At 68.8% G+C, this 26,854-nt stretch carries 29 protein-coding genes; 18 read left to right on the plus strand and 11 right to left on the minus strand.

Annotated features, from left to right (window positions below; translation table 11 throughout):
* Positions 1 to 1,413: a chromosomal replication initiator protein DnaA gene (dnaA, locus tag PQV94_RS00005; protein WP_274286777.1), complete on the minus strand. Its 1,413-nt coding sequence runs from the start codon at positions 1,411 to 1,413 to the stop codon at positions 1 to 3.
* 291 nt (positions 1,414 to 1,704) lie between these two features.
* Here dnaA and rpmH point away from each other — a divergent pair, with 291 nt between their 5' ends.
* From rpmH to PQV94_RS00050, 9 genes are all read left to right on the plus strand, one after another.
* Positions 1,705 to 1,842, plus strand: coding sequence for a 50S ribosomal protein L34 (gene rpmH, locus PQV94_RS00010; protein WP_022879826.1), 138 nt, complete (start codon positions 1,705 to 1,707; stop codon positions 1,840 to 1,842).
* A gap of 71 nt (positions 1,843 to 1,913) precedes the next feature.
* Entirely contained in the window at positions 1,914 to 2,186 is a 273-nt protein-coding gene (rnpA, locus tag PQV94_RS00015) for a ribonuclease P protein component (protein WP_243227267.1), read from the plus strand.
* Positions 2,187 to 2,203: 17 nt separating this feature from the next.
* On the plus strand, positions 2,204 to 2,539 hold the full coding sequence (gene yidD, locus PQV94_RS00020) for a membrane protein insertion efficiency factor YidD (protein ID WP_274288301.1): 336 nt from the start codon (positions 2,204 to 2,206) through the stop codon (positions 2,537 to 2,539).
* Positions 2,540 to 2,544: 5 nt separating this feature from the next.
* Entirely contained in the window at positions 2,545 to 3,642 is a 1,098-nt protein-coding gene (gene yidC, locus PQV94_RS00025) for a membrane protein insertase YidC (RefSeq protein ID WP_274286778.1), read from the plus strand.
* A 10-nt stretch (positions 3,643 to 3,652) separates the two neighbouring features.
* Entirely contained in the window at positions 3,653 to 4,147 is a 495-nt protein-coding gene (locus tag PQV94_RS00030; RefSeq protein ID WP_274286779.1) for a Jag family protein, read from the plus strand.
* Between the two features lie 20 nt (positions 4,148 to 4,167).
* Positions 4,168 to 4,800, plus strand: coding sequence for a 16S rRNA (guanine(527)-N(7))-methyltransferase RsmG (gene rsmG, locus PQV94_RS00035; RefSeq protein WP_274286780.1), 633 nt, complete (start codon positions 4,168 to 4,170; stop codon positions 4,798 to 4,800).
* 67 nt (positions 4,801 to 4,867) lie between these two features.
* The gene (locus tag PQV94_RS00040; RefSeq protein ID WP_274286781.1) at positions 4,868 to 5,830 is read left to right on the plus strand and encodes a ParA family protein; all 963 of its coding nucleotides are present in this window, start codon (positions 4,868 to 4,870) and stop codon (positions 5,828 to 5,830) included.
* Positions 5,830 to 6,792 (plus strand): ParB/RepB/Spo0J family partition protein, encoded by a 963-nt coding sequence (locus tag PQV94_RS00045; RefSeq protein WP_274286782.1) that lies wholly within the window; start codon positions 5,830 to 5,832, stop codon positions 6,790 to 6,792. The genes PQV94_RS00040 and PQV94_RS00045 overlap by 1 nt, the downstream gene beginning before the upstream one ends.
* Positions 6,793 to 7,075: 283 nt before the next feature.
* Complete coding sequence (locus PQV94_RS00050) at positions 7,076 to 7,417, plus strand: tryptophan synthase subunit alpha (RefSeq protein ID WP_274286783.1); 342 nt, start codon at positions 7,076 to 7,078, stop codon at positions 7,415 to 7,417.
* Between the two features lie 65 nt (positions 7,418 to 7,482).
* On the opposite strand, the gene trxA is transcribed toward PQV94_RS00050, so the two are convergent.
* From trxA to PQV94_RS00070, 4 genes are all read right to left on the minus strand, one after another.
* Entirely contained in the window at positions 7,483 to 7,806 is a 324-nt protein-coding gene (gene trxA, locus PQV94_RS00055; protein WP_137418515.1) for a thioredoxin, read from the minus strand.
* A gap of 60 nt (positions 7,807 to 7,866) precedes the next feature.
* A complete protein-coding gene (trxB, locus tag PQV94_RS00060; protein ID WP_274286784.1) occupies positions 7,867 to 8,844 on the minus strand; it encodes a thioredoxin-disulfide reductase in 978 nt (325 codons plus the stop codon).
* Positions 8,845 to 8,914: 70 nt separating this feature from the next.
* Positions 8,915 to 10,516: a murein biosynthesis integral membrane protein MurJ gene (murJ, locus tag PQV94_RS00065; protein WP_274286785.1), complete on the minus strand. Its 1,602-nt coding sequence runs from the start codon at positions 10,514 to 10,516 to the stop codon at positions 8,915 to 8,917.
* Entirely contained in the window at positions 10,513 to 12,588 is a 2,076-nt protein-coding gene (locus tag PQV94_RS00070) for a DUF6049 family protein (protein WP_274286786.1), read from the minus strand. Before PQV94_RS00070 ends, murJ begins: the two co-directional genes overlap by 4 nt.
* Positions 12,589 to 12,692: 104 nt before the next feature.
* On the opposite strand from PQV94_RS00070, the gene PQV94_RS00075 reads away from it, so the two are divergent.
* Together PQV94_RS00075 and PQV94_RS00080 are read left to right on the plus strand one after the other, a co-directional pair.
* Positions 12,693 to 14,186, plus strand: a complete 1,494-nt coding sequence (locus PQV94_RS00075; protein WP_274286787.1) for a DUF7059 domain-containing protein — start codon at positions 12,693 to 12,695, stop codon at positions 14,184 to 14,186.
* 9 nt (positions 14,187 to 14,195) lie between these two features.
* The gene (locus PQV94_RS00080) at positions 14,196 to 15,623 is read left to right on the plus strand and encodes a CCA tRNA nucleotidyltransferase (protein ID WP_274286788.1); all 1,428 of its coding nucleotides are present in this window, start codon (positions 14,196 to 14,198) and stop codon (positions 15,621 to 15,623) included.
* 54 nt (positions 15,624 to 15,677) lie between these two features.
* Here PQV94_RS00080 and PQV94_RS00085 read toward each other — a convergent pair whose 3' ends face one another.
* A complete protein-coding gene (locus PQV94_RS00085) occupies positions 15,678 to 16,331 on the minus strand; it encodes an FMN-dependent NADH-azoreductase (RefSeq protein WP_274286789.1) in 654 nt (217 codons plus the stop codon).
* 74 nt (positions 16,332 to 16,405) lie between these two features.
* Between PQV94_RS00085 and PQV94_RS00090 the strand changes: the two genes are divergently transcribed.
* Positions 16,406 to 16,741, plus strand: coding sequence for a winged helix-turn-helix transcriptional regulator (locus PQV94_RS00090; RefSeq protein WP_274286790.1), 336 nt, complete (start codon positions 16,406 to 16,408; stop codon positions 16,739 to 16,741).
* Positions 16,742 to 16,933: 192 nt separating this feature from the next.
* Here PQV94_RS00090 and PQV94_RS00095 read toward each other — a convergent pair whose 3' ends face one another.
* The 3 genes from PQV94_RS00095 to PQV94_RS00105 are packed head-to-tail and all read right to left on the minus strand — an operon-like array spanning position 16,934 to position 18,560.
* Positions 16,934 to 17,086 carry a hypothetical protein gene (locus PQV94_RS00095; protein ID WP_274286791.1) on the minus strand — a complete coding sequence of 51 codons (153 nt, stop codon included), beginning with the start codon at positions 17,084 to 17,086 and terminating at the stop codon, positions 16,934 to 16,936.
* Positions 17,083 to 18,204: a hypothetical protein gene (locus tag PQV94_RS00100; protein ID WP_274286792.1), complete on the minus strand. Its 1,122-nt coding sequence runs from the start codon at positions 18,202 to 18,204 to the stop codon at positions 17,083 to 17,085. The genes PQV94_RS00095 and PQV94_RS00100 overlap by 4 nt, the downstream gene beginning before the upstream one ends.
* Positions 18,201 to 18,560: a PadR family transcriptional regulator gene (locus tag PQV94_RS00105; RefSeq protein ID WP_274286793.1), complete on the minus strand. Its 360-nt coding sequence runs from the start codon at positions 18,558 to 18,560 to the stop codon at positions 18,201 to 18,203. Before PQV94_RS00105 ends, PQV94_RS00100 begins: the two co-directional genes overlap by 4 nt.
* Before the next feature lie 151 nt (positions 18,561 to 18,711).
* Between PQV94_RS00105 and PQV94_RS00110 the strand changes: the two genes are divergently transcribed.
* The 3 genes from PQV94_RS00110 (at position 18,712) to PQV94_RS00120 (ending at position 22,243) form a co-directional block, all read left to right on the plus strand.
* The gene (locus tag PQV94_RS00110; protein WP_274286794.1) at positions 18,712 to 20,037 is read left to right on the plus strand and encodes a transcriptional regulator; all 1,326 of its coding nucleotides are present in this window, start codon (positions 18,712 to 18,714) and stop codon (positions 20,035 to 20,037) included.
* Between the two features lie 102 nt (positions 20,038 to 20,139).
* Complete coding sequence (gene exaC / locus PQV94_RS00115) at positions 20,140 to 21,687, plus strand: acetaldehyde dehydrogenase ExaC (RefSeq protein ID WP_274286795.1); 1,548 nt, start codon at positions 20,140 to 20,142, stop codon at positions 21,685 to 21,687.
* Positions 21,688 to 21,838: 151 nt separating this feature from the next.
* Positions 21,839 to 22,243 (plus strand): DUF779 domain-containing protein, encoded by a 405-nt coding sequence (locus tag PQV94_RS00120; protein WP_274286796.1) that lies wholly within the window; start codon positions 21,839 to 21,841, stop codon positions 22,241 to 22,243.
* Here the strand turns inward: PQV94_RS00120 and PQV94_RS00125 are convergent, their stop codons facing one another.
* Both PQV94_RS00125 and PQV94_RS00130 read right to left on the minus strand, forming a co-directional pair.
* The gene (locus PQV94_RS00125) at positions 22,244 to 22,867 is read right to left on the minus strand and encodes a hypothetical protein (RefSeq protein WP_274286797.1); all 624 of its coding nucleotides are present in this window, start codon (positions 22,865 to 22,867) and stop codon (positions 22,244 to 22,246) included.
* 205 nt (positions 22,868 to 23,072) lie between these two features.
* Positions 23,073 to 23,540: a hypothetical protein gene (locus PQV94_RS00130; protein ID WP_274286798.1), complete on the minus strand. Its 468-nt coding sequence runs from the start codon at positions 23,538 to 23,540 to the stop codon at positions 23,073 to 23,075.
* Between the two features lie 150 nt (positions 23,541 to 23,690).
* Between PQV94_RS00130 and PQV94_RS00135 the strand changes: the two genes are divergently transcribed.
* The 3 genes from PQV94_RS00135 to PQV94_RS00145 are packed head-to-tail and all read left to right on the plus strand — an operon-like array spanning position 23,691 to position 26,847.
* Positions 23,691 to 25,115 carry an adenosylhomocysteinase gene (locus PQV94_RS00135; RefSeq protein WP_274286799.1) on the plus strand — a complete coding sequence of 475 codons (1,425 nt, stop codon included), beginning with the start codon at positions 23,691 to 23,693 and terminating at the stop codon, positions 25,113 to 25,115.
* Positions 25,112 to 26,413 carry an amidohydrolase family protein gene (locus tag PQV94_RS00140; RefSeq protein ID WP_274286800.1) on the plus strand — a complete coding sequence of 434 codons (1,302 nt, stop codon included), beginning with the start codon at positions 25,112 to 25,114 and terminating at the stop codon, positions 26,411 to 26,413. The genes PQV94_RS00135 and PQV94_RS00140 overlap by 4 nt, the downstream gene beginning before the upstream one ends.
* Positions 26,410 to 26,847 carry a cupin domain-containing protein gene (locus PQV94_RS00145; RefSeq protein ID WP_274286801.1) on the plus strand — a complete coding sequence of 146 codons (438 nt, stop codon included), beginning with the start codon at positions 26,410 to 26,412 and terminating at the stop codon, positions 26,845 to 26,847. Before PQV94_RS00140 ends, PQV94_RS00145 begins: the two co-directional genes overlap by 4 nt.
* The last annotated feature ends 7 nt before the right edge of the window (positions 26,848 to 26,854 follow it).

Consider the following 26,854-nt stretch of genomic DNA (forward strand, 5'->3'; position numbering starts at 1 on the left):
TCAGCGTCCTGCTCTGCCGAGCTGGGCGGTGATCTCCGAGACCTGGTTGTAGATCGAGCGGCGCTCCTTCATGAGGTCGCTGATCTTCTTGTATGCGTACATGACGGTCGTGTGATCTCGATTGCCGAAGAGCTGACCGATCTTCGGCAAGGAGAGATTCGTGCGCTCCCGGCACAGATACATCGCGATCTGTCGAGCAGTCGCGATCGCCTGCGACCGGCTGGAGCCGTACAGGTCGTCGACCGAGAGCTTGAAGTACTGCGCCGTAGCCGTGATGATGTCCGTCGGCGAGATGACGTTGGTGTCGTCCTGGTCGACGATGTCGCGCAGCACCTGCTGCGCCAGAGACATGTCGAGCGTCGACCGATTCAGGCTGGCGAAGGCCGAGACCCGGATGAGGGCGCCCTCGAGCTCGCGGATGTTGCTGGAGACGACGGTCGCGATGTACTCCATGACCTCCGGCGGGATCTGGAGTCGCTCGTTCTGCGCCTTCTTGCGGAGGATCGCGATGCGGGTCTCGAGGTCCGGCGCCTGGACGTCTGTGATCAGACCCCACTCGAAGCGGCTGCGCATCCGATCCTCGAAGCCGGTGAGGTGCTTCGGCGGGACGTCGCTGGTGATCACGACCTGCTTGTCGTGGTCATGAAGCGTGTTGAAGGTGTGGAAGAAGGCTTCCTGCGTCTCGGCGCGGCCCTGCAGGAACTGGATGTCGTCGATCAGGAGGATGTCGACGTCGCGATAGCGCGCCTGGAACGCGGAGCCGCGGTTGTTGGCGATCGAGTTGATGAAGTCGTTCGTGAACTCTTCGCTGGAGACGTAGCGCACGCGGATGCCGGGGTACAGGCTCAGGGCGTAGTCGCCGATCGCGTGCAGGAGGTGGGTCTTGCCGAGCCCCGAGTCGCCGTAGATGAAGAGCGGGTTGTAGGCCTTGGCGGGTGCTTCGGCGACGGCGACCGCCGCCGCATGGGCGAATCGGTTGGACTGGCCGATGACGAACCGATCGAAGGTGTACTTGGGGTTCAGACGCGTATCGGCCCTCGCGGATGCGGGGTCCGGCGCTTCTGCGGCCGGCGCGGGTGCGGCGACCGGTTGCTCGATGACCATGGTCTGTACCGGCACCTCTGCGGTCAGGTGCGCATCGATCAACTCGGGATTGACGACGACTCTGAAGCCGGTGACCTCGTTCGCGGACGCCTGGGCGAGGGCTTCGAGGATCATCGGGCGAAGGCGCTTGTTGAGCTGCGCGGCGGTGAGGTCGTTGGGGACGTCGAGGTAGAGGAACCCCGACATCACACCCTGCGCGACCGCCAGGTTGAGGAACCCGTGCATCTGCGGCGAGACCCTGGCGTCACTGCCGAGGATCTCGAGAGCCGCCGACCACACCGGGACGTCGGGAGTGTCTTGCGCGGTCATGGTCCCCTTCTTGGCCCGGCGAGAACGCGCCGGTGCGCGACACCTGTGGATAACTGCGCGAGCCACGCTAGTCAGCGAGGCTCCGGAGAGCAAACTCCGGCGTCGTTCCGGGGGTGTGTCGATTCATGGTGTCGGGGACAGCGCTGTGGATAATGGCGGGTTGACCTGCGCGGTTTGAGTTCTGGGGGTTCGCGCCTTAGTCTTAGTCGGTTGACTTATGCCCTCGAGGCAGTCCCCGACCACGTCTGAAGGCTTCGCCTTCGGGTGGCAACCGTTTCCCGGAGAGATCCCATGAGCAAGCGTACGTTCCAGCCCAACAACCGCCGTCGCGCCAAGAAGCACGGCTTCCGCGCTCGTATGCGCACCCGCGCCGGCCGCGCCATCCTTTCGGCACGCCGCGCCAAGGGCCGCACCGAGCTCTCGGCCTGACCCTTCCGTTGCTCTCGCGGCCGAACCGACTGACCGACGGCGCCGAGTACAAGGCTGTCGTCCGTCGCGGCGTGCGATGTTCCGGACCCCACACCGTCACGTACGTGGTGGCATCCGGTGACGATCGTGCCGCACGGTTCGGATTCATCGTGAGCAAGAAGGTCGGCACGGCGGTCGTCCGCAATCGCATCCGCCGGCGACTCAAAGCAATCTGCGCGTCCGCGCTCCCGACAGTGGTCAGGGGCGCGGACGTTGTCGTGCGTGTCCTGCCCGGCGGAGCAGACGCGTCGTTCGCCGAGCTCGACGCCGAAGTGAAGCGATGCCTCGCTCGGAGGGCCTCGTGAGCACGTCGACGCTGCCGATGGCGTCCATCGGCGACGCGACCATGCCGGAACACGCATGGATCCGCGCGATCCCGCTGCTGCCGCGCAACATCATGCTCGGTCTTCTCCATGGTTACCGTGCGACGATCTCGCATACGTACGGCGATGTCTGCAAGTACTACCCGTCCTGCTCCGCCTACGCGGTGGGGGCGGTTCAGCAGCACGGTGCGGTGAAGGGCGCGGCGCTGACCGCCGCTCGGATCGCTCGGTGCCACCCCTGGGCCGAGGGCGGGATCGATGATCCGCCCGCCCACAAGCACTTCTCCCACGCACTGACCCGGCACGGATTCGTCGTGCCACTGAGAAAGGACTGATCCCCGTGGATCTGGTACTTGCCACCGCGACGCAATCTTCGGGCGGGTTCGACCTGATCGGAACGATCCTGTGGCCGCTCAAGTGGGTCGTCGAGATGGTCCTCGTCGCCTGGCACGCGATCTGGACGTTCCTCGGTCTGCCAGGCGACTCGGGTCTCGCCTGGGTGCTCTCGATCGTCGGCCTCGTGATCGTGGTGCGTGCCGCTCTCATCCCGCTCTTCGTCAAGCAGATCAAGAGCCAGCGCAAGATGATGGAGATCGCTCCGGAACTGCGCAAGGTGCAGGAGAAGTACCGCGGCAAGCGGGACCAGCTCTCTCGCGAGGCGATGAGCCGCGAGACCATGGCGCTGTACAAGAAGCACGGAACGACGCCGATCTCGGGCTGTCTCCCGCTGCTCGTGCAGATGCCGATCTTCTTCTCGCTGTATAGCGTTCTGAACGATGTGGCGAAGCACGCGGCGGCCGGTATCGGTGGTGTTGGCTTCCTCGACGCGAACCTCACGTCCGAGTTCTACAACGCGAACCTGTTCGGCGCTTCGCTTCACGACACTCTCGTCGGTGCGTGGGGTCGGCCCGACGGCACGGTGACTGTCATCATCCTGCTGGTCCTCGTCGTCCTGATGATCGCGTCGCAGTTCTTCACGCAGTTGCAGATCATCTCGAAGAACCTGTCGCCCGAGGCCAAGACCGGCCAGGCGTACCAGATGCAGCGCATCATGCTCTACATCCTGCCGCTGGCCTTCGTCTTCTCCGGCATCTTCTTCCCGCTCGGTGTCGTCGTCTACTGGTTCATCAGCAACATCTGGACGATGGTGCAGCAGTTCCTCGTCATCCGGAACATGCCTACGCCCGGGTCCGAGGCCGCCAAGGCGCGCGAGGAGCGTCTGGCTCGCCGGGGCAAGGCGATCGACAGCAGCGGCAAGATCGTTCCCATTGAGAAGTACCAGGCCGAGCAGCAGCGGCTGCTCGAGGAAGCCGAGCGCAAGCGCGCTGCAGCGCCGAAGCGCCAGCAGCCCGTCGGGAAGCAGCGCGCGAAGAAGCAGGCCGGTAAGCAGCCGCCCGCCGCCAAGAGCGGTGCCTCCGACTCCGAACCCTCCAGCTGAGGAGACCTCCATGACCTCTGATCTCTCCCCCACCGCGACCGACACCGTCGAGCAGCTCGAGCAGGAAGGCGACGTTGCCGCCGACTTCCTGGAGGGTCTCCTCGACATTGCCGACATCGGCGGCGACCTGGCGCTGGACGTCCGAAACGACCGCGCGTACGTGTCCATCGAATCGGATGGTGATGACTCCCTGCGCGTTCTGGCCGACCCGGACACGGTGAGCGCACTTCAGGATCTGACCCGCCTCGCGGTGCAGAACCGCACCGGTCGGTTCTCCCGGCTCATCCTCGACGTCAGCGGATCGCGCGACGCGCGCCGTCGTGAGCTCGAGGCGCTCGTGGACCGTGCCGCCTCCCGCCTGGAGGACGGCGCATCTCAGGCGTCGCTCCCCGCGATGTCGAGCTACGAGCGCAAGGTCGTCCATGACATCGCAGCGGAGCGCGGGCTCGTCTCGGAGTCCTACGGTGAGGGTGCGCAGCGTCACACGGTGCTCCGTCGCGCGTGAGTGTTTCACGTGAAACATTGATGGACGGTCTCGAGCAGGAACCGGATGCGGCGGCCACGATCTTCGGCGACGGCATCGATCGCGCCCGCGCGTTTACACGCAACCTCGCCAGAGAGGGTGAGCTGCGCGGGCTCATCGGGCCGCTGGAGCTACCCCGGCTCTGGAGTCGGCACATTCTGAACAGCGCAGTCATGGCCCCGCTCATTCCGATGGGCCGTATCGGCGATGTCGGCTCCGGCGCAGGTCTTCCCGGAATCGTGGGGGCCATCGCGCGCCCCGACGTCGAGTGGGTTCTGATCGAGCCGATGGAGCGACGGACACAGTGGTTGCAGGAGCAGGTGAACGAGCTCGGTCTCACGAACGTCGAAGTGTTCCGCGGCCGGTCGCAGGACTGGACCCGGGGCGCGGTACTCGATGCCGTGACGGCGCGCGCAGTGAGCGCCCTGCGGACACTTCTGCCCATCACCGCCCCGCTGGTACGTGATGGGGGAGAGCTTCTCCTTCTGAAGGGGGCGGCCGCGGACGCTGAGATCGAGAAGGCTGCGAAGCAGGCGCGGTCCCAGCGTGTGGTCGATCTGCGTGTCGAGGTCGTGGGTGAAGACGTTCTCGAGACACCGACCCGAGTTGTTCGTGGTCGGGTGCAGCGCTCCTGACCTCATGTTTCACGTGAAACATCACGGCGTGGCTGTCGATGGCGACGATTAGAGTGGACAGGGTTCGATGCTGGCGAAAGGCGAAGTGTTTCACGTGAAACAATCCGACGACACCGCGACGGACTTCGGTGACGACACCCCTCTTGCCCGCGAACTCGCAGACCTCCGCGCCAGACGACGGGCGCTTGAGGATTCCACCGTGACGTTGCCGACAGGAACCCGCATTCTGACGGTCTCGAACCAGAAGGGTGGCGTCGGGAAGACGACGACGACCGTCAATCTGGCGGCGGCGCTCGCGAGTGTCGGAGCGCGCGTGCTGGTGATCGACCTCGATCCGCAGGGGAACGCATCCACCGCTCTGGGCGTGCCGCACACCGCTGACATCCCCAGCGTGTACGACGTGCTGATCGACGAGTTCCCTCTCGCCGACATCGTCCAGACGAGCCCCGAGTCTCCTCTGCTGACGTGTGCGCCGAGCACCATCCACCTTGCCGGCGCGGAGATCGAACTCGTGTCACAGGTCGCGCGTGAACACCGCCTGCGTCGTGCGCTCGAGGAGTATCTGGCTTCGGCCCAGGAGCCGCCGCACGTCGTTCTCATCGACTGCCCGCCCTCGCTGGGGCTGCTCACCATCAACGCGTTCACCGCAGCGGACGAGGTTCTCATTCCCATCCAGTGCGAGTACTACGCACTCGAGGGTCTGAGCCAGTTGCTCGGCAGTGTGCAGATGATTCAGAAGCACTTGAATCCCCCTCTTCACGTGTCATCGATCCTGCTGACCATGTACGACGGGCGCACGCGTCTCGCGCAGCAGGTCGCCGAAGAGGTGCGTCAGCACTTTCCGAAGGAAGTGTTGAACACGGTGATTCCGCGTTCCGTACGCGTCTCCGAGGCGCCGAGCTTCGGCCAGACCGTCATCGCCTACGACGGCCAGTCGGCGGGCGCGGTCGCCTACCGCGAAGCGGCCGTCGAACTACTGTCGCGCGAAGCCGACGAGGCTGGCTCGACCACGAACGAAGGAGAACACTGATGGCCAAGCGAACGGGACTCGGTCGAGGAATCGGCGCTCTCATTCCGACGTCGGAAGCCTCGGAGGCGCGTCCGGTCGATGTGTTCTTCCCCGGCGCCCCCGCACCGACGTCGGATGCGGCGAAGGACGAAGCTCCGCAGGAGGAGTTGCTGACGGTTCCGGGTGCTCGCCTCATTCAGGTCGACCCGCACGCGATCGTGCCCAACCCGCGCCAGCCGCGGACGAACTTCGACCCCGATGACCTTGCGGAGCTGGTGCACTCAGTGCGCGAGTTCGGTGTGCTGCAGCCGGTCGTCGTGCGCGATACGGGTGACGGCACCTACGAACTGATCATGGGGGAGCGGCGTACCAGGGCCGCACGCGAGGCGGGACTCGAGACCATCCCGGCCATCCTCCGCGAGACGGCGGATGAGGATCTGCTTCGAGACGCGCTTCTCGAGAACCTGCACCGGTCGCAGCTGAACCCGCTCGAAGAGGCATCCGCGTACCAGCAGCTGCTCGAGGACTTCGGGATCACCCAGGAACAGCTCGCAACGCGCATCGGCCGCTCGCGCCCCCAGATCTCCAACACCATCCGGCTGCTGCGCCTGCCGGTGTCGGTGCAGCAGCGCGTCGCCGCCGGCGTGCTGTCGGCGGGACACGCCCGCGCGATCCTCTCCGTCGAGGACGGCGAGAGCATGCAGCGCCTCGCGGACAAGATCGTGAACGAAGACCTTTCGGTGCGCGCAGCGGAAGCCGCGGCCAAGGGTGCCGCGACCGTGAAGCGCCCCGCGCCGAAGGCGGGCGCACGTCGCGCTCACCTCGATGAGATCGCCGAGCGTCTCGGCGATCGCCTCAACACCCGCGTCAAGATCTCCATCTCGGCACGAAAAGGCCAGATCGCGATCGATTTCGCAACCATCCAGGATCTGAATCGCATCCTCACCGAACTCGGCGAGGAAGAGCTCGGCGCATCGCGCTGATTCGAGCGGAGAATCGCTCCTGACGAACCGAAATCGGTCGGTTCGCTGCGTTTCGACTCTGCGTTTCGACTCGCTTCGCTCGCTCAACGACCGGTTAGGGGGCCATCGGTCGTTGAGCGAGGAGCGCAGCGACGAGACGAAACGCTGGCGACCCTGGTCGTTGAGCGAGGAGCGTAGCGACGAGACGAAACGGCGGGGGTCGCTGGTCGTCGAATGGGGAGGGCGGCGATGAGACGGAACGGTGACGGGCCCTGAGCCGTCTCACGAAACGTAGGCTGGAACCATGACCTCCGAATCCCCACGCCGTCGAGCGAGTCTCGAACTGCTGCGGGCGGAAGCCGCGGACGAACTGGCCGCCCTCATCCACGAGCGCCTCCGTGAGGGGGAGGACCCGTGGGACTTCATGGAAGACCTGCCCACGGTTGATGAGCTCGTCGTCTTCCTGCTGCGTGCGGAGAACATCGCCGAAGCAGGTGGCAACAAGCCGAGTGAGGCGCGCCACTATCGGGTGCTACGTCAGATCGCGCTGGACTATCCGCCGCTCACTCGCGCCGTCTGGCGTCTTCTGGGTGACACGAACACCTCACGCCGGTGGGACGCCACGGTCCGTCCCGAAGCCTCCTGAATCTGCGCATGACGAAGGCCCCCGGAGAAATCCTCCGAGGGCCTTCGTCATGCGTGGGAAGCGGATCAGCCGATGAACGCGGCCAGATCCTGCTCGAGCGCGAACTTCGGCTTGGCACCGATGATCGTGGTCTTCACTTCGCCGCCCTGGAACACCTTCATCGCCGGGATGGAGGTGATCTGGTACTTCATCGCGAGATCGGGGTTCTCATCCACGTTGAGCTTGAGCACCGTGATCTTCTCGGGGTTCTCCGCCTGGATCTCGTCGAGGACCGGGGCCACCATGCGACACGGGCCGCACCACTCCGCCCAGAAGTCCACCAGGACCGGACCGTCTGCTTCGAGGACGTCCTGGTTCCAGGTGCTCGAGCTGGTCGCCTTCGCGCTCATTGTCATTTCCCTTCGTAAGTCTTACTCGTACCGAACGCCCGACGGGGTCCGGATGTTCCCTCAGACGACCGGCAGACCCTCGATCTGGTCGGCGTCGGACTGCGGTGCGCCCGCCTCGTCGAGCGCGGCCAGGAAGTGCTCCGCGTCCAGCGCGGCGATCGTTCCCGATGCGGCGGCGGTGACCGCCTGGCGGTAGGTCGGGTCGATCACGTCGCCGGCGGCGAAGACGCCCGGCACCGAGGTGCGCGAGGACCGGCCGTCGACCCAGATGGTTCCTTCGGGGGTCAGATCGAGCTGCCCGTGCACCAGCTTCGTGCGCGGGTCGTTGCCGATCGCCACGAAGACACCCTGCAGGTCGAGCTCGCGCGTGGAACCGTCCACCGTGTCCTTGAGAACGACACCGGTGACCGCCTCGTCGCCGAGAATGTCGACGACCTCGCTGTTCCACACGAACTCGATCTTCTCGTTCGCCATCGCGCGCTCCTGCATGATCTTGGAGGCGCGCAGCTCGTCGCGACGGTGGATGACGTAGACCTTCGTCGCGAAGCGCGTGAGGAAGGTCGCCTCCTCCATAGCGGAGTCGCCGCCGCCGACGACGGCGATGGTGCGCTCGCGGAAGAAGAAGCCGTCACAGGTCGCACACCACGACACGCCGCGCCCAGAGAGGTGCTCCTCCTTCGGCAGACCGATCTTTCGGTACGCGGAACCGGTCGCGAAGATCACGGCGGCGGCCTCCTCGACCGCACCGGAACCCAGCTGCACCCGCTTGACGGGGCCTGCGAGGTCGAGCTCGGTGACGTCCTGGTAGAGGATCTCGGCGCCGAACTTGCGAGCCTGCTCCTCCATCTTGGTCATGAGCTCGGGGCCCTGGATCCCCTCGGGGAAGCCGGGGAAGTTCTCCACCTCAGTGGTGTTCATGAGCTCACCGCCGACCTCCACAGAGCTGGCGATGACCAGCGGCTTGAGGTTGGCCCGGGCCGCGTAGATGGCGGCGGTGTAGCCCGCGGGGCCGGAGCCGATGATGATGAGCTGACGCACGTGCGTTCTCCCTCGTGGTTTCAAAGTGCTCAACATATGGTATCCGCGGGACATTCCCGCGGTCCGTTTGTCAGCGTCTGGAAAGGATGCGGCGAAGCGGTCGCAGCGCCGGGGCCAGTTCGGGGGTGCGCAGGGCTGCGAGCACGCCCAGATAGACGACGAGCGTGGCCGCCCCGATGATGGCGGTTCCGACGGCTCCGTAGATCTTGTCCGATGTCGTCCATCCGGTGTCACCGCCCAGAAGAAGGTAGACCCCCCATCCGGCTGCCGCCGCCGGAAGCGCGGCCAGGGTATAGCGCGCGATCGCGACGAACCACGAGCGGATGCCGAGCGAACCGATCCGCCGCCGCAGCAACACGGCGGCGAGCACGGCCTGCACGGTGATCGCGATCGACTGGCCGAGGGCGACGGCGGCCGCGAGCAGCGGCGTCGGAGCGAGCCAGGCGGCGATGAGGGCGGTGACGATCACCAGAACCGCCTGCACGGTCGTGAAGACGAACGGAGTGCGGGTGTCGTCGTAGGCGTAGAAGGTGCGCTGCAGCACAAAAAGCACCGACAGGGGCAGCAGGCTCACGAGGTAGGCGATGAGCACGGGGGCGAGGCCGGCCGCATCCGCCGCGTTGTTCACGATGATGCGCGACGCCGGGACGGACGCCACCACGAGAGCGGCCGTCGCCACGACGATCAGCAGACTGATGATCCGGATGCTGCGAGACACGTCCGCGCGCACCTCGTCGTCTCGGCCGGCCGATGCGTGCTCGCTGATCTGCGTGAAGTAGGGAGTTCCGATCGAGAGCACGATGACGGAGTAGGGCAGCATGAAGATGAGCCACGCGGTCTGCGTGGCGAGTGTGGAGGCGCCGTCGCCTGTCGCCTCGGAGATGACCCGGCTCTGGATGAGGCCCGCGACCTGGCCGACGATGACCATCGCCGCCGTCCACCCCGCGAGGCGACCCATATTGCGGAAGCCGAGTCCGCGCCAGTGGAAGTCGGGGCGCAGTCGGAGCCCCGTGCGCCGCCAGGACACGAGCAGGATCAGCGCCTGCACCGCGATGCCGAAGGTGGCCGTGCCGCCCAGGGCGGCGATGGACGCGCCGCTCCAGTCGGACACCGCGGAACGGTCACCGCCGATGACGAGCATCAGGAGCAGGAAGCCGGCGATCGAGATGACGTTGTTGAGGACGGGAGCCCAGGTGAACGGCCCGAAGATGCGCCGCGCGTTGAGCGTCTCGCCGAGAAGCGAGTACAGGCCGTAGAAGAAGATCTGCGGCAGACACCAGTAGGCGAACGCGGTCGCCAGCGCGTGCTGTTCGGGGCTGTACGCCGGCGCGTAGAGGGTGATCAGCACGGGTGCCAGCAGCATCGCCACCGCGGTGACGGCCAGCAGCACGACGATCCCCGCCGTGAACAGCGCGGAGATGAAGCGCTGGCCGCGATCCTCGCGCGCGCTGGCTCGCACGATCTGCGGCACGATCACTGCCGTGAGAACGCCGGCGGAGATGATCGCGTAGACGTTGTTCGGCAGCTGGTTGGCCTGCGCGAACGCATCGCCGGCTCTCGAGGACATCGTGCCGAGCACAGCCACCAGCACGATGGTGCGGATGAGGCCCGTGAGCCGGGAGACGAGCGTTCCCGCTCCCAGCAGTACGCTTGCCCGGCCCAGTCCGCTCACGCGTTCTCCTCGTCGTCTCTCTCGTCCGTGCGGGCCGCATCGGCCTTGTCGCGCTTGCGGCGACGGATGGTACGGACGACACCGATCGTGAGGAAGCCCGCAGCCAGCGCAACCAGCGCGGCCAGCCCTATCCCCTCCCAGTCGGCTCGCACGTTGACGTCGACCGTCTGCGTCTGACCGATCGGGACGTACGCAGGGCTTCTCAGACTGAGGTCGATCTTGACGTCGCCGTTGCCGATGCGCGCGTTCACGGGCACCTCGACGAGCGTGTTCGCGGATGCGGCGGCGACCACGGCGTTCTCCCGCTCGACGTCGACGCGCAGATCATCGGGCGCGGCGACGAGAACGACATTCACCGGATAGGGCAGGTCGTTGCGCACCCAGAAGCGCAGGTTGGTTCCCGCCGTCAGCAGATTGAGCGCTGTCGAGGGCACGATCGACACGGAGTCGAGGGTGGTCGCAGTGGCTTCCGCGTGCGCGTCGACGGCGGTCTGCCATGCGGACGGATCGCCGAGCCACGCACCGCCCAGCACCTGAAGGATGGCGGCGCGCTCGCGTCCGGTGAGCAGTGAGGGGTCGTCGAGGATCGTGGCGAAGCTGTCGATCTGCGCGGCGCCGGCGAGCATGCTGGTCAGCGCCGCCGGACGCGACGGGTCGACCGAGCCCGCCGAGACCTGGGTCTCGGTCGGGGAAGCTCCGAGCACACTCGACAGCCCCACGGCGGTCATGCCCGTCGTCGCCGCGGAGATCGCCCCGCGAAGGCCCTGCGGATCCCGGGTCGCCGACCTTCCGAGGGTGACCAGAACGGGGGAGCCCTGCGCCGACGCGGATGCGAACGTCAGATGTGCGGCCGCGGCTGCCGCATCCGCCGCACGCGTCGTGGGCTGAGTGGCGGTGGATGCGGCCTGCAGTGCCGCGGATGCGCCGGCCGACGCGACGAGCAGTTCGCCGCCGCCGGTGCGCGCGTGCGAGGTGGATGCGGCCGACACCTGCGTGCTGTCGACGATCGTGATCGCGCCGGGGGTCGCGGCCGTGAGCCATCCGACGAGCTCCGGTGAAGCGGTGCCCGATGGCGGCCAATAGATCGTCGGCGTTGCGCCGGCACCCACATCGAGGAGCGCGTCGAGGGTCGGCGGTGTGGGTTCGGACTGCTGCTGGTCCGTCGGCGCCGGCGTGGGCTGGGCGGGCTGGGCCTTCAGATCCACGTACGCGTTCAGTGACGTCGGCGTGAGCGGTGCGTCCAGCCCCGCCGCGAACTGCGTGCTGACGTCGGCGTCGCCGTACTGGAGGGCGAACCGGGGGTTGGGCAGGTCCATGAGCCGTTGCAGCCATACCCGTGCGGATTCCGGAGCAGATGTTCCGCGCGCCCGGATGGCGGCCACGATCGCGGGATCGACCGCGAGGATCGCCGAGGTGCCGGCGACGGCATCGAGTTGTGCCGTCAGTGCGCCGTCGGATGCGGTGAGGGAGGAAAGCTCGTCAGTGGACAGCATCCCCGCCGTCAGCGCGGGAGCCGTGATGGGAACGATGACCGCGACGGTGCCCGAGGGACCGGTGCCGATCGTGACCACAGAGCGCGCCGTCTTGCCCGCGAGGCTCACCCACAGCGGATAGACGCCCGCCCCGCGGCCCGCGATCGCGGGATCGTCGGCGGCGACGACCACGCTCGCCGAGCTCGACTGCCCGGGTGCGGTCTCCTCGACCGCGCTGGATCCGACCACGCGCCCCGCCGGGACGTCGGTGGATCCGGACAGCCAATCGCCGAGAGCCGCGGATCCGTTCAGCGGTGCATCGCCCAGCAGCAGCTCCGCGGTCGATCCGGGGGCGCGTGACGCCGTGTCGTTCTCGAGGGACACAAGAGCAGTCAGCGCCTCGCCCGCCGCCAGCACCCCGCCGGACAGAGGCGCCACCGACACCTCGACGCTTCCCGCCGGGGAGGGCGAGGGCGTCGGCGTCGCGGCGGACACGGGAGCGGCCACACCCAGCACGATCGCGACGGCGATGAGCGGCGCGAGCAGAAGTCGTCGCCGCCGGAATGCGGGGGTGCCCGTGCGGGCCGAAGTCGGAATCATTCGTAGCTGAGCAGGCTCCTGTGCGGAGAGTCCGCAGGGTCGGGAGCGAGTCTACGGGCCCCGGCCTGGGATTCACCGAGCGCACGCCCGGGTTGAATGGACTCATGCACACCGCCATCGCCCATCGCCTCGCCGAGGATCTGCGCTCCGCCGGCTTCACGACCCAGGCTCTTCGCTCGATCGTCGGCGACGCCGCGGAGTCGGCGCTCATGCGGGCGATCGCGGTGCCGGCCCGACGGATCCTCGCTCGGCATCCGCACGACGCCGTCGCCGTGCTTGCACGGCTGTTCGTGCTGGGCGATGTCGTCGACGCCGCATCCGTCGCCGCAGCACTGCCCGCCACGGGCCTCGAGGATGCGGAGCGGCTCGGTGTGATCGAGCGTCGCGGTCAGGATGTGGCGCCCGCCGTGGCGGTGCGCCCGCACGTCTTCGCCGACGGCGGCGAGGGATGGATAGCGAGCGATCTGGACGAGCTGGCCGGTGTGTTCCCGCTGCGGCCGGACCACGTGCTCGGCGTCGGAGGCGCGGGAAGGACGCTCGTCTCACTGCTGCCGGCGGTCGGGAGCGGCCCGGCACTCGATCTCGGATGCGGCTGCGGTCTGGTGGCGTTCGAGCTGCGCCGGAGGGGTTTCGATGTCGTCGCGACCGACATCTCACCGCGCGCGCTCTGGTTCACGCGGCTGGGCGCCGCGCTCAACGGCCTGGAGGGCATCGACATCCGCGAAGGAAGTCTCTACGAGCCCGTCCGCGGGGAGCGCTTCGAGCTGATCGCATCGAACCCGCCGTTCGTGATCACCCCGCGCGCCGCCGGCGTGCCCGCCTACGAGTACCGCGACGGCGGCCTGGCCGGCGACGAGCTCATGCGCGAGGTCGTGACCGGTGCCGCATCCCATCTCGTCGACGGCGGTCGGGCGATCATGCTGGGCAATTGGGAGGACCGTGAGGGGGTGCCCGGACTGGAGCGGGTGCGGGCGTGGACAGCGGACGTCGGTGCGTGGGTGGTCGAGCGTGAGCAGCTCGATCCGACACGGTACGCCGAGCTCTGGGTGCGAGACGGCGGCACCCGCCCCGGCAGCGCCGAGCACGGGGCGCTGATCGCCGCCTGGCTCGACGATTTCGAGGGCCGCCGTGTCACGGGAGTGGGGCTGGGGTGGGTGCAGCTTATGCGCGGCTCGCGCCTGCGCCGCTTCGAGCGGGTCGCGCAGGGGGTCGACACCGCCGTGCTCGCCGCGCACACCGACAGCGTGTGGCGGGCGGCGGCGTGGCTGGATCGCACCGACGACATGCTGCTCGCGGCATCCGTGCTGCGCGTCGCGGCCGACGTCACCGAGGCGCGGCATCACCTTCCCGGTGCCGAAGCGCCCAGCGTGCTCGAGCTCCGCCAGGGCGGCGGCCTTGCCCGGACGGTCTCCGCAGACCCTGCGCTCGCCGCGCTCGTGGGTGCGAGCGACGGCGAGTTGCCCGTGGGCGTGCTCATCGACGCGATCGCCGACCTGCTCGAGGTCGACGCCGCATCCCTCCGATCAGACCTGCTTCCTCGGGTTCGCGAGCTGGTGTTGACCGGGATGCTGGAGGTGCCGCACGACGCGGCCGATTAGGCTCGTTGCATGCTCAACATGGCCGAGGGTCTCGCGCGGCTGGGCACTCTCGCCTCCTCACCCGTCGTGGTCGTGCTTGCCGACGCCTTCGCCGCCGCCGGGCGCGAACTCGCCGTCGTGGGCGGCCCGGTGCGCGACGCGCTGCTGGGTCGCACGACACACGACCTGGACTTCACGACGGATGCGGACCCCGACGAGATCCTGCGCATCGTCACGCCGATTTCGACGGCCCAGTGGGACATCGGCCGCGCGTTCGGCACGATCGGCGCCCGCATCCGCGGCGAGCAGGTCGAGATCACCACGTACCGCGCTGATGCCTACGACGGCGAGACCCGCAAGCCCGTCGTCGCGTTCGGCGACTCGCTCGAATCCGATCTCGTCCGCCGTGACTTCACCGTCAACGCGATGGCGCTCCGGGTGCCCGGACCGCAGCTGGTCGATCCGCACGGCGGCATCGAGGATCTCGTCGCGGGCGTGCTGCGCACCCCCACCGATGCGCGGATCAGCTTCGGCGACGACCCCCTGCGCATGCTTCGGGCGGCACGTTTCTCGTCGCAACTCGGCTTCAGTGTCGACCCCGACGCGGTCGCGGCGATCACCGAGCTGCGCGAGACGCTGCGGATCGTGAGCCCGGAGCGCATCCAGGGCGAGCTCGTTCGTCTGCTGCAGACGGACGAACCTGTGCGCGGCCTGCGGCTGCTGGTCGAGACGGGCCTCATCGACCAGTTCCTTCCCGAGGTGCCGGCGCTGCGTCTCGAGGTCGACGAGCACCACCACCACAAGGATGTCTACGAGCACTCGCTCACCGTGCTGCGGCAGGCGATCGAGCTCGAACGCACCCGGCATCCGGACGCCGCACCCGACGTGCCGCTGCGCCTCGCGGCGCTCCTGCACGACATCGGCAAGCCCGCCACGCGCCGGCTCGAGCCGGGGGGTGCCGTCACGTTCCACCACCACGACGTGAAGGGGTCGCGGATGGCGCGCAAGCGCCTGCGCGAGCTGCGATTCGATTCCGCGACGATCGATTCGGTCGCCCTGCTGATCGAGCTCCACCTGCGCTTCTTCGGCTACGCCGAAGGCGCATGGACGGATTCGGCGGTGCGCCGCTACGTGCGCGATGCCGGCGACGAGCTGGAGCGCCTGCACATCCTGACCCGCGCCGATGTGACCACGCGCAACAAGCGCAAGGCGACCAGGCTGCGCCTGGCGTACGACGACATCGAGCGGCGCATCGACCAACTGCGGGCGCAGGAGGAGCTGGACGCCATCCGTCCGGAGCTCGACGGCAACGAGATCCAGCGCATCCTCGGCATCTCTCCGGGCCGAGAGGTGGGCGAGGCCTACCGGTTCCTGCTCGAGCTGCGGCTGGATGAGGGCGTGCTCGGGCCCGAGGAGAGCGAGCGTCGGCTGCGCGACTGGTGGGCCGCCCGGGGCTGACACCGCCACCCGGTGCGTGGCCGCATCCGTTTCGGAGCGGATGCGGCCGGAGCCTCAGACCGTGGCGGACGCGGCCTCTGCGATGGAGCGACCGCCCTCGCGCGCGGCATCCTCGGCGGCGGACTTGATGTCGGCGGCGACATCGGAGAACTGATCGAGTGCGGGGTTCACGCCCACGAGGGTGAAGGAGCGCTGCACGACGCGCAGGTCGAGGCCCCAGACGTCCTCGAGCACGCGACGGAGCCACGCGGTGGAGTGGTCCCAGCCCTCCTTGGGCGTTCCGGCGTCGTAGTTGCCGCCGAGAACCGTGACCAGCACGGCGGGCTTGCCGCGCAGCGCGGTGCCCTGCGGATCGATGCGCGGGTCGGTGTAGGCCAGGTCGAACCACGTCTTCGCGTGCTGCGAGACACCGTAGTTGTAGAGCGGGATCGTCAGCAGGAGGGCGTCGGCATCGATGAGCTCATCGGCGAGGCGCGTCGCCAGGGCGAGGGCGTCGCGCTGCTCGGCGGTGCGGTCGGCTTCGGGGAGGTTTCTGCCGGTGACGGCGGCAGCCCACGCCGTGGCGGGGACGGGGTCGGCAGCCAGGTCGCGACGTACGACGGTCTGGTCGGTGTGGGTGGCGAGCCATTCGCTCTCGACGATGTCGCCGAGGGCGCGGCTGGCGGAGGTGGGGGGAAGGATGCTCGCATCCAGACGGAAGAGGGACATGGTGCTCCAATCGACCTAGCGGCTATGAAAAAGAGAGTGGCTACGTGAACGCTAGCACGACTAGACTGAGGTGCGTGGCCGCAGAGCAGCATGACGAGCGTCAGTGCGACGCCGCCGTCTCGCGCGCCTTCTCGGTTCTCGGCAAGCGCTGGAACGGCATGATCCTCGACGTTCTGGGCGAGGGCGCGCTGTCGTTCGTCGGGCTGCGCCGGGCCGTCACGGGCATCAGCGACGCCGTGCTCTCGGATCGCCTGGTCGAGCTCGCCGACGCGGGCCTGGTCGTCCGCGAGGTGGATGCGGGCCCGCCGGTCGCGGTCTCCTACACGCTGACGGATGCAGGCGTCCGCCTCGTGCCGATCCTCGCCCAGCTGGGCGCCTGGGCCGACGGCAACCTCTCCGCATCCCGCTGACCGCCGCCTCGCGCTCCCGCTGCGCGCCGGCTCCCGCTCCCGCTGCGCCCGCCTGTCTCCCGCCGACCTGGGCATGTCCCACTTCGCGCAAGGCATGTCCCACTTCGCGCAAGAATCGGGGCCCAAAAGTGCGGAAAGTGGGACATGCCTGTCAATGCAGGGGGGAGCGGGTCCGGGGCGAGAGCGGGGCCCTCAGTCGCGCGAGTCGGAGTCGAGAGCCTCGCGCACCAGGTGACTGATGTCGATGCTCACGATCCGCGCGGGCCCTGCGGGCGCCGAGGGCGGAGCCGTGGGCGCATCGCCGTTGGCGGACGCATCCGGACGACCTTGGCCGATCATGCTCACGGCGTCGCCTCCGTCACAGGAGTGGGTTCGGGAGCGGGGGTGGCATCCGGCGACGGGCCCGTCGCCGCATCCGCGCCGGGCGTCGGGCTCGGCGCCGGGCTCGTCTCGGGGTTCGGATCGGGCTGTGCCGGCACCGCGGGAACGTGGGCGAACGGTTCCTTCGGCTCGATCGGGACCGCCGAGTTCACATCCCACGAGCTGACCCCGATCGACTCGCGCAGCGGGAACACGTTCCACAGCGGGGAGCGTCCGGTGCCCTGGTAGGCGGACGTGACCGGACCGCCGCCGCCGAGGAAGTACTCGTCCCACCACCATCCGTTCGCGAGTCCCTCGCTCCCCACGGTCGTCAGCTGTGTGCCCTGATCCGTGTACAGCTGGACATCCTTGATCGGGTTGCCCGCGGCGTCGTACGCGAAGATGTTGCGCACACGCTGGCCGTCGAGCACCAGGCCGGGCTGCGAGTTATCCGGGTAGGCGACGGCGTAGTTCGCGTATGCCTGCGAGGAGAAGTACTGCGGCAGCACGGTCGGCGCCGCGATGAGCGCGATCGCCGCGACGATCGTCGCCACCACGTTGAGCACACCGCGCACCCCGCGCCCCCAGCGGTGCGGCAGCCACATTCCGCGACCCCACTGGATGCTGAGCAGGACCAGTGCGGCGAGGATCGCCCACGCCACGACGTTCGTGGGCACGTAGTCCACGCCGCCGGTGAACGGCACGGTCAGGAACACCAGCAGGAGGTAGAACGCCGCCCCGCGCGCGATCCACCAGACCGGTCGCAGCGACACGAGCAGATCCAGCGTCTGGGACCCGAAGCGGGAGGAGCGGATGCGGGTGGCCGCGGCACGCCGGGTGCGTTCCAGCCGATCGCGCACCGGCACCTTCGCGGCCCGTCCGTTGCGCTCGGGAAGACCCGCGGCGGCACGGAGCTCCGCGGCGTAGGTCGCCGCATCCGGCAGCACGAACGTCTCGCCGCTGTCCTCAGCCTGTTCGGCGAGGTCGGCTTCGAGTCCGTCGAGCAGGTCGTCGACCTCGTCGGCGGGCAGGTCGTTCAGTTCCGCCCGCACCGCGGCGGCGAAGGCCGGGATGTCGGCCCGGGGCTCGGTCGTGGCGTTCATCGTCCTTCTCCGATCGTGCGCAGCGCGGCGGGTTTGCGGGAAGCGTCGAGCAGCGTGCTCAGCGCGAGCGAGAACGCGGTCCAGTCCTCGCGCTGTGCATCGAGCGCCGCACGTCCCTGCGGGTTGATGGCGTAGTACTTGCGGTGCGGGCCCCCGTCGGAGGGGACCACGTAGCTCGAGAGCGACCCGGCGCTGTAGAGCCGGCGAAGCGTTCCGTACACGGATGCGTCTCCCACCTCTCCGAGGCCGGCGTCACGCAGTCGACGCACGATGTCGTACCCGTAGGCATCCTCGTGCTGGACCACCGCGAGAACGGCGGCATCCAGCACCCCCTTCAACAGCTGCGTGGTGTCCATCCGCGCCTCCCTCTCGTCTGCGAAGCAAGCTACCACGCACTGCGCAGTAGTGCGAGCAGTGCGGTACTGCGTGTCGCACAATCACTCTGTCGCCGCGCGAACCGGGTGCCTACACTGAAGGCGCCCCTGATCACCGTCGATCGGAGTCGTTGTGCCCTCGCCCTGGTCTTTGCGTCGCGAGGCGTCGGCCGAGAGCTCGCGCCTTCTGATCGAGCGCGCGCACGAGGAGTTCGTCGGCGGCAACGCGCAGGATCCACGGGTCACGGCCGTGCGCGGTCTCGTCCGCGAGAGCTGGCAGCGCTCGGCCCGAAGCCTCGTCGGCGTGGAGGCTGTGCCGCCCCTCGACCTCATCTCGGACGAGCTCGAGGAGTACCGCCGCACGCATCCTCTCGCGAGCGTCATGCACGTGATCCGCCAGCTGCTGCTGCCGGGTGACGAGGACGAGTCGGGGGTCGTCGTGGCGGTGGGGGATGCGGCGGGCCGCCTGCTGTGGGTCGAGGGGGATCGCCGCATCCGCGACCTCACCGGCGACATGGGCTTCGTCGCGGGCGCGAACTGGTCGGAGGAGGCCGTGGGCACCTCGGCGCCGGGCACGGCCCTCGCGCTCGAGCGATCCGTGCAGATCCGCGGAGCCGAACACTTCAACCGGCTCGTCCAGCCGTGGTCGTGCACGGCGGCGCCGGTGCGCGATCCCGAGAGTCGGCGCGTGCTCGGTGTCATCGATGTGACCGGGGGCGTCGAGGCCACGACCCCGCAGGCGCAGTTGCTCGTCGATGCGACGGCGCGGGCCATCGAGGGGGAGCTGCTGGTGGCCCGGCTGCGGGCGCGGGCCGAACCGGTCGCGAAGGGCCGCTCGCCACGGCGCTCGCGCGGGGCGTCCGAACACGCGACCCTGCGTGTGCTCGGGCGCGATCTCGCCGTGCTCGACGTCGTCGACGACCGAGGCGCCACCGTCACCGAGCTGAGCGCGCGGCATGCCGAGATCCTCCTGATGCTGGCGGTGCACCAGCAGGGGCTTTCGGCGGAACGGTTGGCGGCCCTCGTGTACGGCGAGGCGGCGCCGGTGGAGACCCTGCGCCCCGAGATGGTGCGCCTGCGCCGGGTTCTCGACGCCGTCGCCCCGGCGCTGATTCCGGCATCGCGCCCCTACCGGCTGACGAGCCCCCTGCAGACCGACGCCGATCACGTCGTCTCACTGCTCGATCGCGGCGCGCACCGCGTGGCCCTCACCGCGTATCGCGGCCCGGTGCTGCCGGACTCCCGCGCCCCGGGGGTGGAGGAGCTGCGCCAGAGCGTGCAGGCGGCGCTGCGCGAATCCCTGCTCGCCGGAGCGGGACTGGACGTGCTGCTGACGTACGTGGACACGGACGACGGACGCGAGGATGCGGACGCGCTGCGCCTGTGTCTCGAGATGCTCGCCCCGCGCTCGCCGCGTCGCGGGCCCATCGTCGCCCGCCTCGAGCAGCTCGGCGCCTAGTCATCCCGCCGCGCAACCCGATGCAACCCTGGCGCGCTTACGGTGTCGGGCAACGAGCGCGGCGCGGATGCCGCCTCCGTCCTGATCGTCGAAGGAGATGACATGACCATCGTTGAAGACGGCGTCTCGAGCGTCTACGCCGCCCCCGGATCCCGCGGATCGGTCGCCGAGTACCGCAGCCGTTACGGCCACTACATCGGCGGTGAGTTCGTTGAGCCGATCAAGGGCCAGTACTTCGAGAACATCACCCCCGTCACCGGCAAGCCGTTCTGCGAGGTCGGCCGCGGCACGAGCGAGGACATCGACCGTGCGGTGGATGTGGCCTGGAAGGCGTTCGAGAGCTGGAAGCGGACGACACCCGCCGAGCGCGCCGTCATCCTGAACAAGATCGCCGACCGCATCGAGGCCAACCTCGAGAAGATCGCCGTCGCCGAGACGTGGGAGAACGGCAAGCCGGTGCGGGAGACCCTCGCCGCCGACATCCCGCTCGCGGTCGATCACTTCCGCTACTTCGCGGGAGTCCTGCGGGCGCAGGAGGGCTCGCTCAGCCAGATCGACGAGGACACGGTCGCGTATCACTTCCACGAGCCGCTGGGAGTCGTGGGCCAGATCATCCCGTGGAACTTCCCCATTCTCATGGCCACGTGGAAGCTCGCACCGGCGCTCGCCGCCGGCAACTGCGTCGTGCTGAAGCCCGCAGAGCAGACTCCCGCATCCATCCTGTTCCTCTTCGATCTCATCGGCGATCTGCTGCCGGCGGGCGTCGTGAACATCGTCAACGGGTTCGGCATCGAGGCGGGGGCGCCGCTGGCCCAGCACAAGCGCATCCGCAAGGTCGCCTTCACGGGCGAGACCACGACGGGGCGGCTCATCATGCAGTACGCCTCGCAGAACCTCATCCCGGTGACGCTGGAGCTCGGCGGCAAGAGCGCGAACATCTTCTTCGAGGATGTGGCTCGCGACCGCGACGCCTACTACGACAAGGCGCTGGAGGGCTTCACGTTCTTCGCGCTGAACCAGGGCGAGGTGTGCACCTGCCCGAGCCGCGCCCTCATCCAGCGCTCGATCTACGAGGAGTTCCTCGGCGACGGGCTGGACCGCGTCGGCAAGATCGTGCAGGGCAATCCGCTGGATCCGGCGACCATGATCGGCGCGCAGGCCTCGAACGACCAGCTCGAGAAGATCCTGTCGTACATCGAGATCGGCAAGGCGGAGGGCGCGAAGCTGCTCGCTGGAGGGGAGCGCGTCGACCTCGGCGGCGACCTGTCGGAGGGCTACTACGTGGCGCCCACGGTGTTCGAGGGGCAGAACAGCATGCGCATCTTCCAGGAGGAGATCTTCGGACCCGTGGTCTCGGTGACGAGCTTCGAGGACTTCGACGACGCGATCCACACCGCCAACGACACCCTCTACGGCCTGGGCGCCGGGGTCTGGAGCCGTTCGGCCGACACGATGTACCGCGCCGGACGCGGTATCGAGGCGGGGCGGGTGTGGACGAACACGTACCACCAGTACCCGGCACACGCGGCCTTCGGCGGCTACAAGCAGTCGGGCATCGGACGCGAGAACCACCTGAAGATGCTCGACCACTACCAGCAGACGAAGAACCTGCTCGTCTCCTACGCCGACGGCCCGATGGGCTTCTTCTGAGTCGGGCCCACCCGCGCGGATGCATGTCCCACTTCGCGCAGGCTGGCCGCATCCGTGTCCCACTTTCTGCAGAGATCAGGGGTGAAACCTGCGGGAAGTGGGACATGGGGTGCGGGAAGTGGGACATGGGGAAGCAGGGAAGGGAAGAGGGATGGATGACACACCGATCGAGCAGACGGCGCAGCGCGTCGCGGTGACGGATGCGGCCGCATCCCTCCTCGTGGAGCTGACCGCGCAGCACGGACCGCTCATGTTCCACCAGTCCGGCGGATGCTGCGACGGCTCCGCACCCATGTGCTATCCCGTCGGCATGTTCCTCACCGGACCGAGCGACGTGCGACTCGGCGCGTTGCGCGTCGCCGACCTCGCCCCCATCGAGGTCTTCATGTCCGAGTCGCAGTTCGAGTACTGGAAGTACACGCACCTGACGATCGACGCGGTGCCCGGACGCGGCGCCGGATTCAGCGTGGAGGCGCCCACGGGCATGCGGTTCCTCATCCGCTCCCGGATGCTGGAGCCCTCCGAGCTAAAGGCTTTCGGGCTCGCGGCGAGGTGATCAGACGCCGACGCGCTCGCGCACGGGTGCGGGGGCGACGACGATCTCGGGGTCAGGATCGCGTCGGAAGATGATCTTGAAGATCGGGAAGAACACGGCGCACGAGATGAGCGCGTTGATCAGCATCGTGACGACGTCGGCCAGTGTCTCGCCGGTCGAGCCCATCGCCCAGACCGTGATGAAGAGGTCGTACACGGGCGCCTTGTAGAAGCCCTGCAGCGCTGCCGCGCCGAACGTGATCACGACGTAGGCGAGCGTGTACCAAAGCGCCGCCCACCACGGGTTGCTGTTGGACTTGAAGGTGATGTTGCGCTGCGCGAAGAAGTTCACGACCTGCGCGATCGCGAGCGTGAGCTGCACCGCGAGGAAGTAGGCGAGCCCGCCCCCGCCCGCGGGCAGAGCGCCGGCCGCGTAGTCGAAGATGAAGTAGTCGGAGCCGATGGGCAGTGCCTGAAAGCCCGTGTCCACGAGCGGCGTGAGGGCGAAGACGGCCTTGAACACCGGCATCAGCACGAGCTGGAGCACCGTCATGCCGACGTTGAGCAGCGAGAACACGATCAGCTGCGCCCACGTCGGGCGGGCGTCGGCGAAACGGGTCCATCCCCGTCGGATTCCTGCGAACATCCGTGGCTCCTTCCGAGGGCTCCGCGGCGCACCTGCATCCCGGTCCCGCGCGACGAAGCCGCAGCGAGTCCATCAGGCGGGGGAGCTTCCGACATCGACGGCCGCAGAATCTGTCGGTTCCGCCGCACGAACGGTCGCCACCGGCAACGACGAAGGGATGCGACCCCTGCGGGCCGCATCCCTTCGTTCGTGTGAGTCGCGAGACTCAGGCGCAGAGCTTGGTGAGCTCGTCGGACGCCGTCTTGAGGCGCTCGCTCGAGGCCTGCACGTCGTCGTTGATCTTGGTGAGCTCGTCGATCTTGGACGGGTCGGAGCCCGCAGCGGCGAGAGCCGACATCGACTCGCCGATCGTCTTGTACTCGTCCGAAACTGCCTGCAGCGGCTTCTTCACGTCGGGGTTCGTGATCTCGGCGAGGGCATCGTCGAGACCCTTCTGCACCGTCTCGAACAGGTCGGTCGTGGCCTCGGTGTCGCCGGAGGCGGCAGCCGACATCGAGTCGGTCAGCTTGCTCTGAGCGTCGCTCAGCTTGTCCTGGGCGATGGAGCACGCCTCCTGGACGGACTGCGACGAGGCGGCCGCGTCTCCGCCGCCGCCGTTGCCTGCGCCGCCTGCGCAACCGGCGAGGGCGAACAGGGCGATGGCCGAAAGGGCGAGGGGTGCGAGTTTGCGCATGAGAATCCTCCGTGTGCTGCGTGTGCGGACATGGGTCCGCCCCCCTCACGGAAGACGCCCCCACCGTCAACGCTAGAGCGCTGTCCTCTCACGGAGGCCCCCCGTGAGAGGGATCTCATTCTGTGCTAAGGATCGACGTAGGCTATGGCGGTGGATACGACGCGCATCGCGGAGGCGATCGTGCGCCGCTTCGCCCGCCGCACGAATCTCATGATCGCCTCGCGCACCGTGCGGGTGGACGCGTCACCGGCGCACCTCGCCGTCGCCGAGCGACTCACGGCTTTGCTGCACGACCTGGGTGCGGTCATCACGACAGGAGCAGCCTCGGATGCGGGGATGCTGCGATTCGACTTCACAGCGCTCGCCGCCGAGGCGGACCCCACATCGGTACCCGTTCTGCTGGGCGGCGAACCACTGCCCGAGCGGCACGATGCCGCGGCACGCATCGCCTTCGCGGCCGCTCACATGCCCGTCTCGGCCGCCGTCGCCCGGGACATCGACCTGCGGGGTCTCCGCATCGGCGTGTGCATGGTTCTGGAGCCCAAGACCGCCCAGCTCGCGCTTCTGCTGCGCTCCCGCGGTGCCGACGTGGCGGTCTACGGCCACCCCGACGAGACGGATGCGGCGGTCGCCGCGGCGCTCGCGGCGACCGGCATCCCCGTCGACGGCGGCGTCGAGCTGTCGGGCCTCGCGGAGCGGGCGGCGGCCGAGAGCTTCCTGCGCCGGGGCTTCGACATTCTCATCGACGACGGCTCGCACCTGATCCGCCTCGCCCACGAGATCGATCCCGAGATCGCCGCATCCTGGATCGGCGCGAACGAGGAGACGACCTCGGGGCTCACGCCGCTGCGGCGGATGGATGCGGCGGGGCTGCTGCGAACGCCCGTCATGGCCGTCAACGACGCCGCCGCCAAGACCCGGTTCGACAACCGCTACGGCACTGGCTTCTCCTGCGTCCTGGCGATCGCTGACCTCCTCGAACAGCACGGACGGACGCTGCGCGATCAGCCGGCCCTCGTCATCGGCTACGGCCCCGTCGGCGAAGGCGTCGCGGCATACCTGCGCGGCCTGGGTGCGGCCGTCTCCGTGGCCGAGGTCGACCCGGTGCGGGCTCTCACCGCGCGCCACGACGGCTACACGGTCGGCCCGGCCTCCGAGCTGGCCGACGGCGCGCTCGTCGTCTCGGCCACGGGTGTCGCCGGCACGATCGATGCGGCGATCGCCGAGCGCGCGGCGGTGATCGCCGTCGCGGGCGGCGTACCGGGGGAGGTGACGGCGGCGGCCGCCGCATCCGCTGGTCTCGTGCTCGGCGGTGGCGGAGCGGTGAACATCACCGCCGCCGAGGGCAACCCGATCGAGATCATGGACCTGTCGTTCGCGGTGCAGCTCGCCGCCCTCGACCACCTGCTGCGCACGCGTCCGGGAATCGGCGTGCACGCCCTCCCGCCTGAGATCGACGAGCGTGTGGGCCTGGCGGCGCTCGCCGCCCGCGGCGTGCGGATCGACGAGCGCACCACGCGCGCCGGCAGGGACAAGGACTGGCGCTCGGCCCGGTACGAGGGGACCCGCGCATGAGCGTCGTGCTGTACTCGGCCGACCTGGTGCTGCCCATCACCGCGCCGCCGATCCCGCAGGGGGCGATCGCCGTCAGCGGCGGCCGCATCCGCCACGTCGGAGACCGTGACTGGGTGCGCCGCGAGCTCACCGCCCGCGGAGCCTCGTTCACCGAGGTGCATTGGCCGGGTGTGCTCCTGCCGGGGCTCGTCAATGCCCACTCGCATCTGCAGTACACGGGCATGGCCGAGGTCGGCCGTGGCAGCTACCGCGGCTTCGAGGACTGGGCGGCAGCCTTCGATCCGGTCTACGAGCGCGGGCACGACTGGAAGGCGGATGCGGACGCCGGAGCGCGCGCGGTGATCGAGGCGGGCACGACCGCGGTCGCCGACATCGTGACCGACGCACCCGCCGCAGGCGTGCTGCACGACGCCGGCCTTCACGGCATCACCTACTGGGAGGTGATGAGCTGGACGAACGCCGACTGGGCGGCGACCGGCAGAGCGCAGGTCGAGGCGGCGTTGGACGCGCTCCCCTCGCCGCCCGGCACCGGGCTCTCGCCGCACGCGCCCTACTCGCTCGACGTCGAGCCGTTGCTCGAGATCCCCGACATCGTGCGCGAGCGCGGCGGCCGCATCCACTTGCATCTCGGCGAGGCCGCGTTCGAGCGCGAGTCGGGCGCCCCGCATCCGACGCCGTGGCAGGAGCGTCGCGCCGGCAGTTTCCGCGAGCTGCGTGGCGACGGCTTCGGCACGGGCGCGACGGAGTTCGTCGACCAGCTGGGCGTGCTCGGGCCCGACTGCCACATCGCGCACGGCGTCTACATGACCGCGCGCGATCGCGCGCTGCTGCGCGCCCGCGGCACCTCGGTGGCGCTGTGCCCTCGCTCGAACGCGGTCATCGGCCTCGACGAGCCTCCCGTGGCCGCCTACCTCGCCGAGGGCAACGGCATCGCCGTCGGCACCGACTCGCTGTCTTCGAGTCCCTCGCTCGACCTGCTCGCGGATGTGGCGGCGCTGCACCGCATCGCCAGGGCACAGGGCTACTCCGACCGCGGACTCGCGGCGCAGCTGCTGCGGGCGGCGACCCTCGGCGGTGCGCACGCGATGGGCATCGACACCGGCCCCGATCGCACCGGCTATCTCGCGGTCGGAGCCCTCGCCGATCTCGCCTTCATCGACATCCCCGTGACGACGATCGACGACACGATCGAGCATCTCGCCATCGACGGCGCAGGTCACGCCGCGGCCACCGTGATCAGCGGCGGGTTCCGGCACACGACACCGTCCTTCACCGAGCACACCGGAGTCAGCGCATGAGCACCCGTCCCGCCACCGCCGTCACCCTCGATCTCGCCCCGCATCCCGAGGGAGGCTGGTTCCGTCGGATGTGGACCGCAACCGCAGAGGTGCAGACGCCGGCGGGACCTCGGCCCGCGGCGACCTGCATCCACTACCTGCTCACCCGCGGCGAGCACAGCGCGTGGCACGTCGTGACGAGCGACGAGATCTGGCTCTGGCACGGGCCCGGAACCCTCGAGCTGAGCTTCGGGGGCGACGGTGAGGAGCCGGTCGCCGAGCGCACCGTGACCTTGGGTCCGGAGCTTTCGGCGGGACACCTCGCGCAGGTGACGGTGCCGGCCGGCGTATGGCAGTCGGCCCGTCTCGGCGGCGAAGTCGAGGTGCTCGTGAGCTGTATCGTTTCGCCAGGTTTCAGCTTCGAGGACTGGCGCCTGGCGCGTGATTTAGGCTGAGCGCGGC

The sequence above is a fragment of the Microbacterium sp. Clip185 genome, assembly GCF_028743715.1.
Taxonomy (GTDB): Bacteria; Actinomycetota; Actinomycetes; order Actinomycetales; family Microbacteriaceae; genus Microbacterium.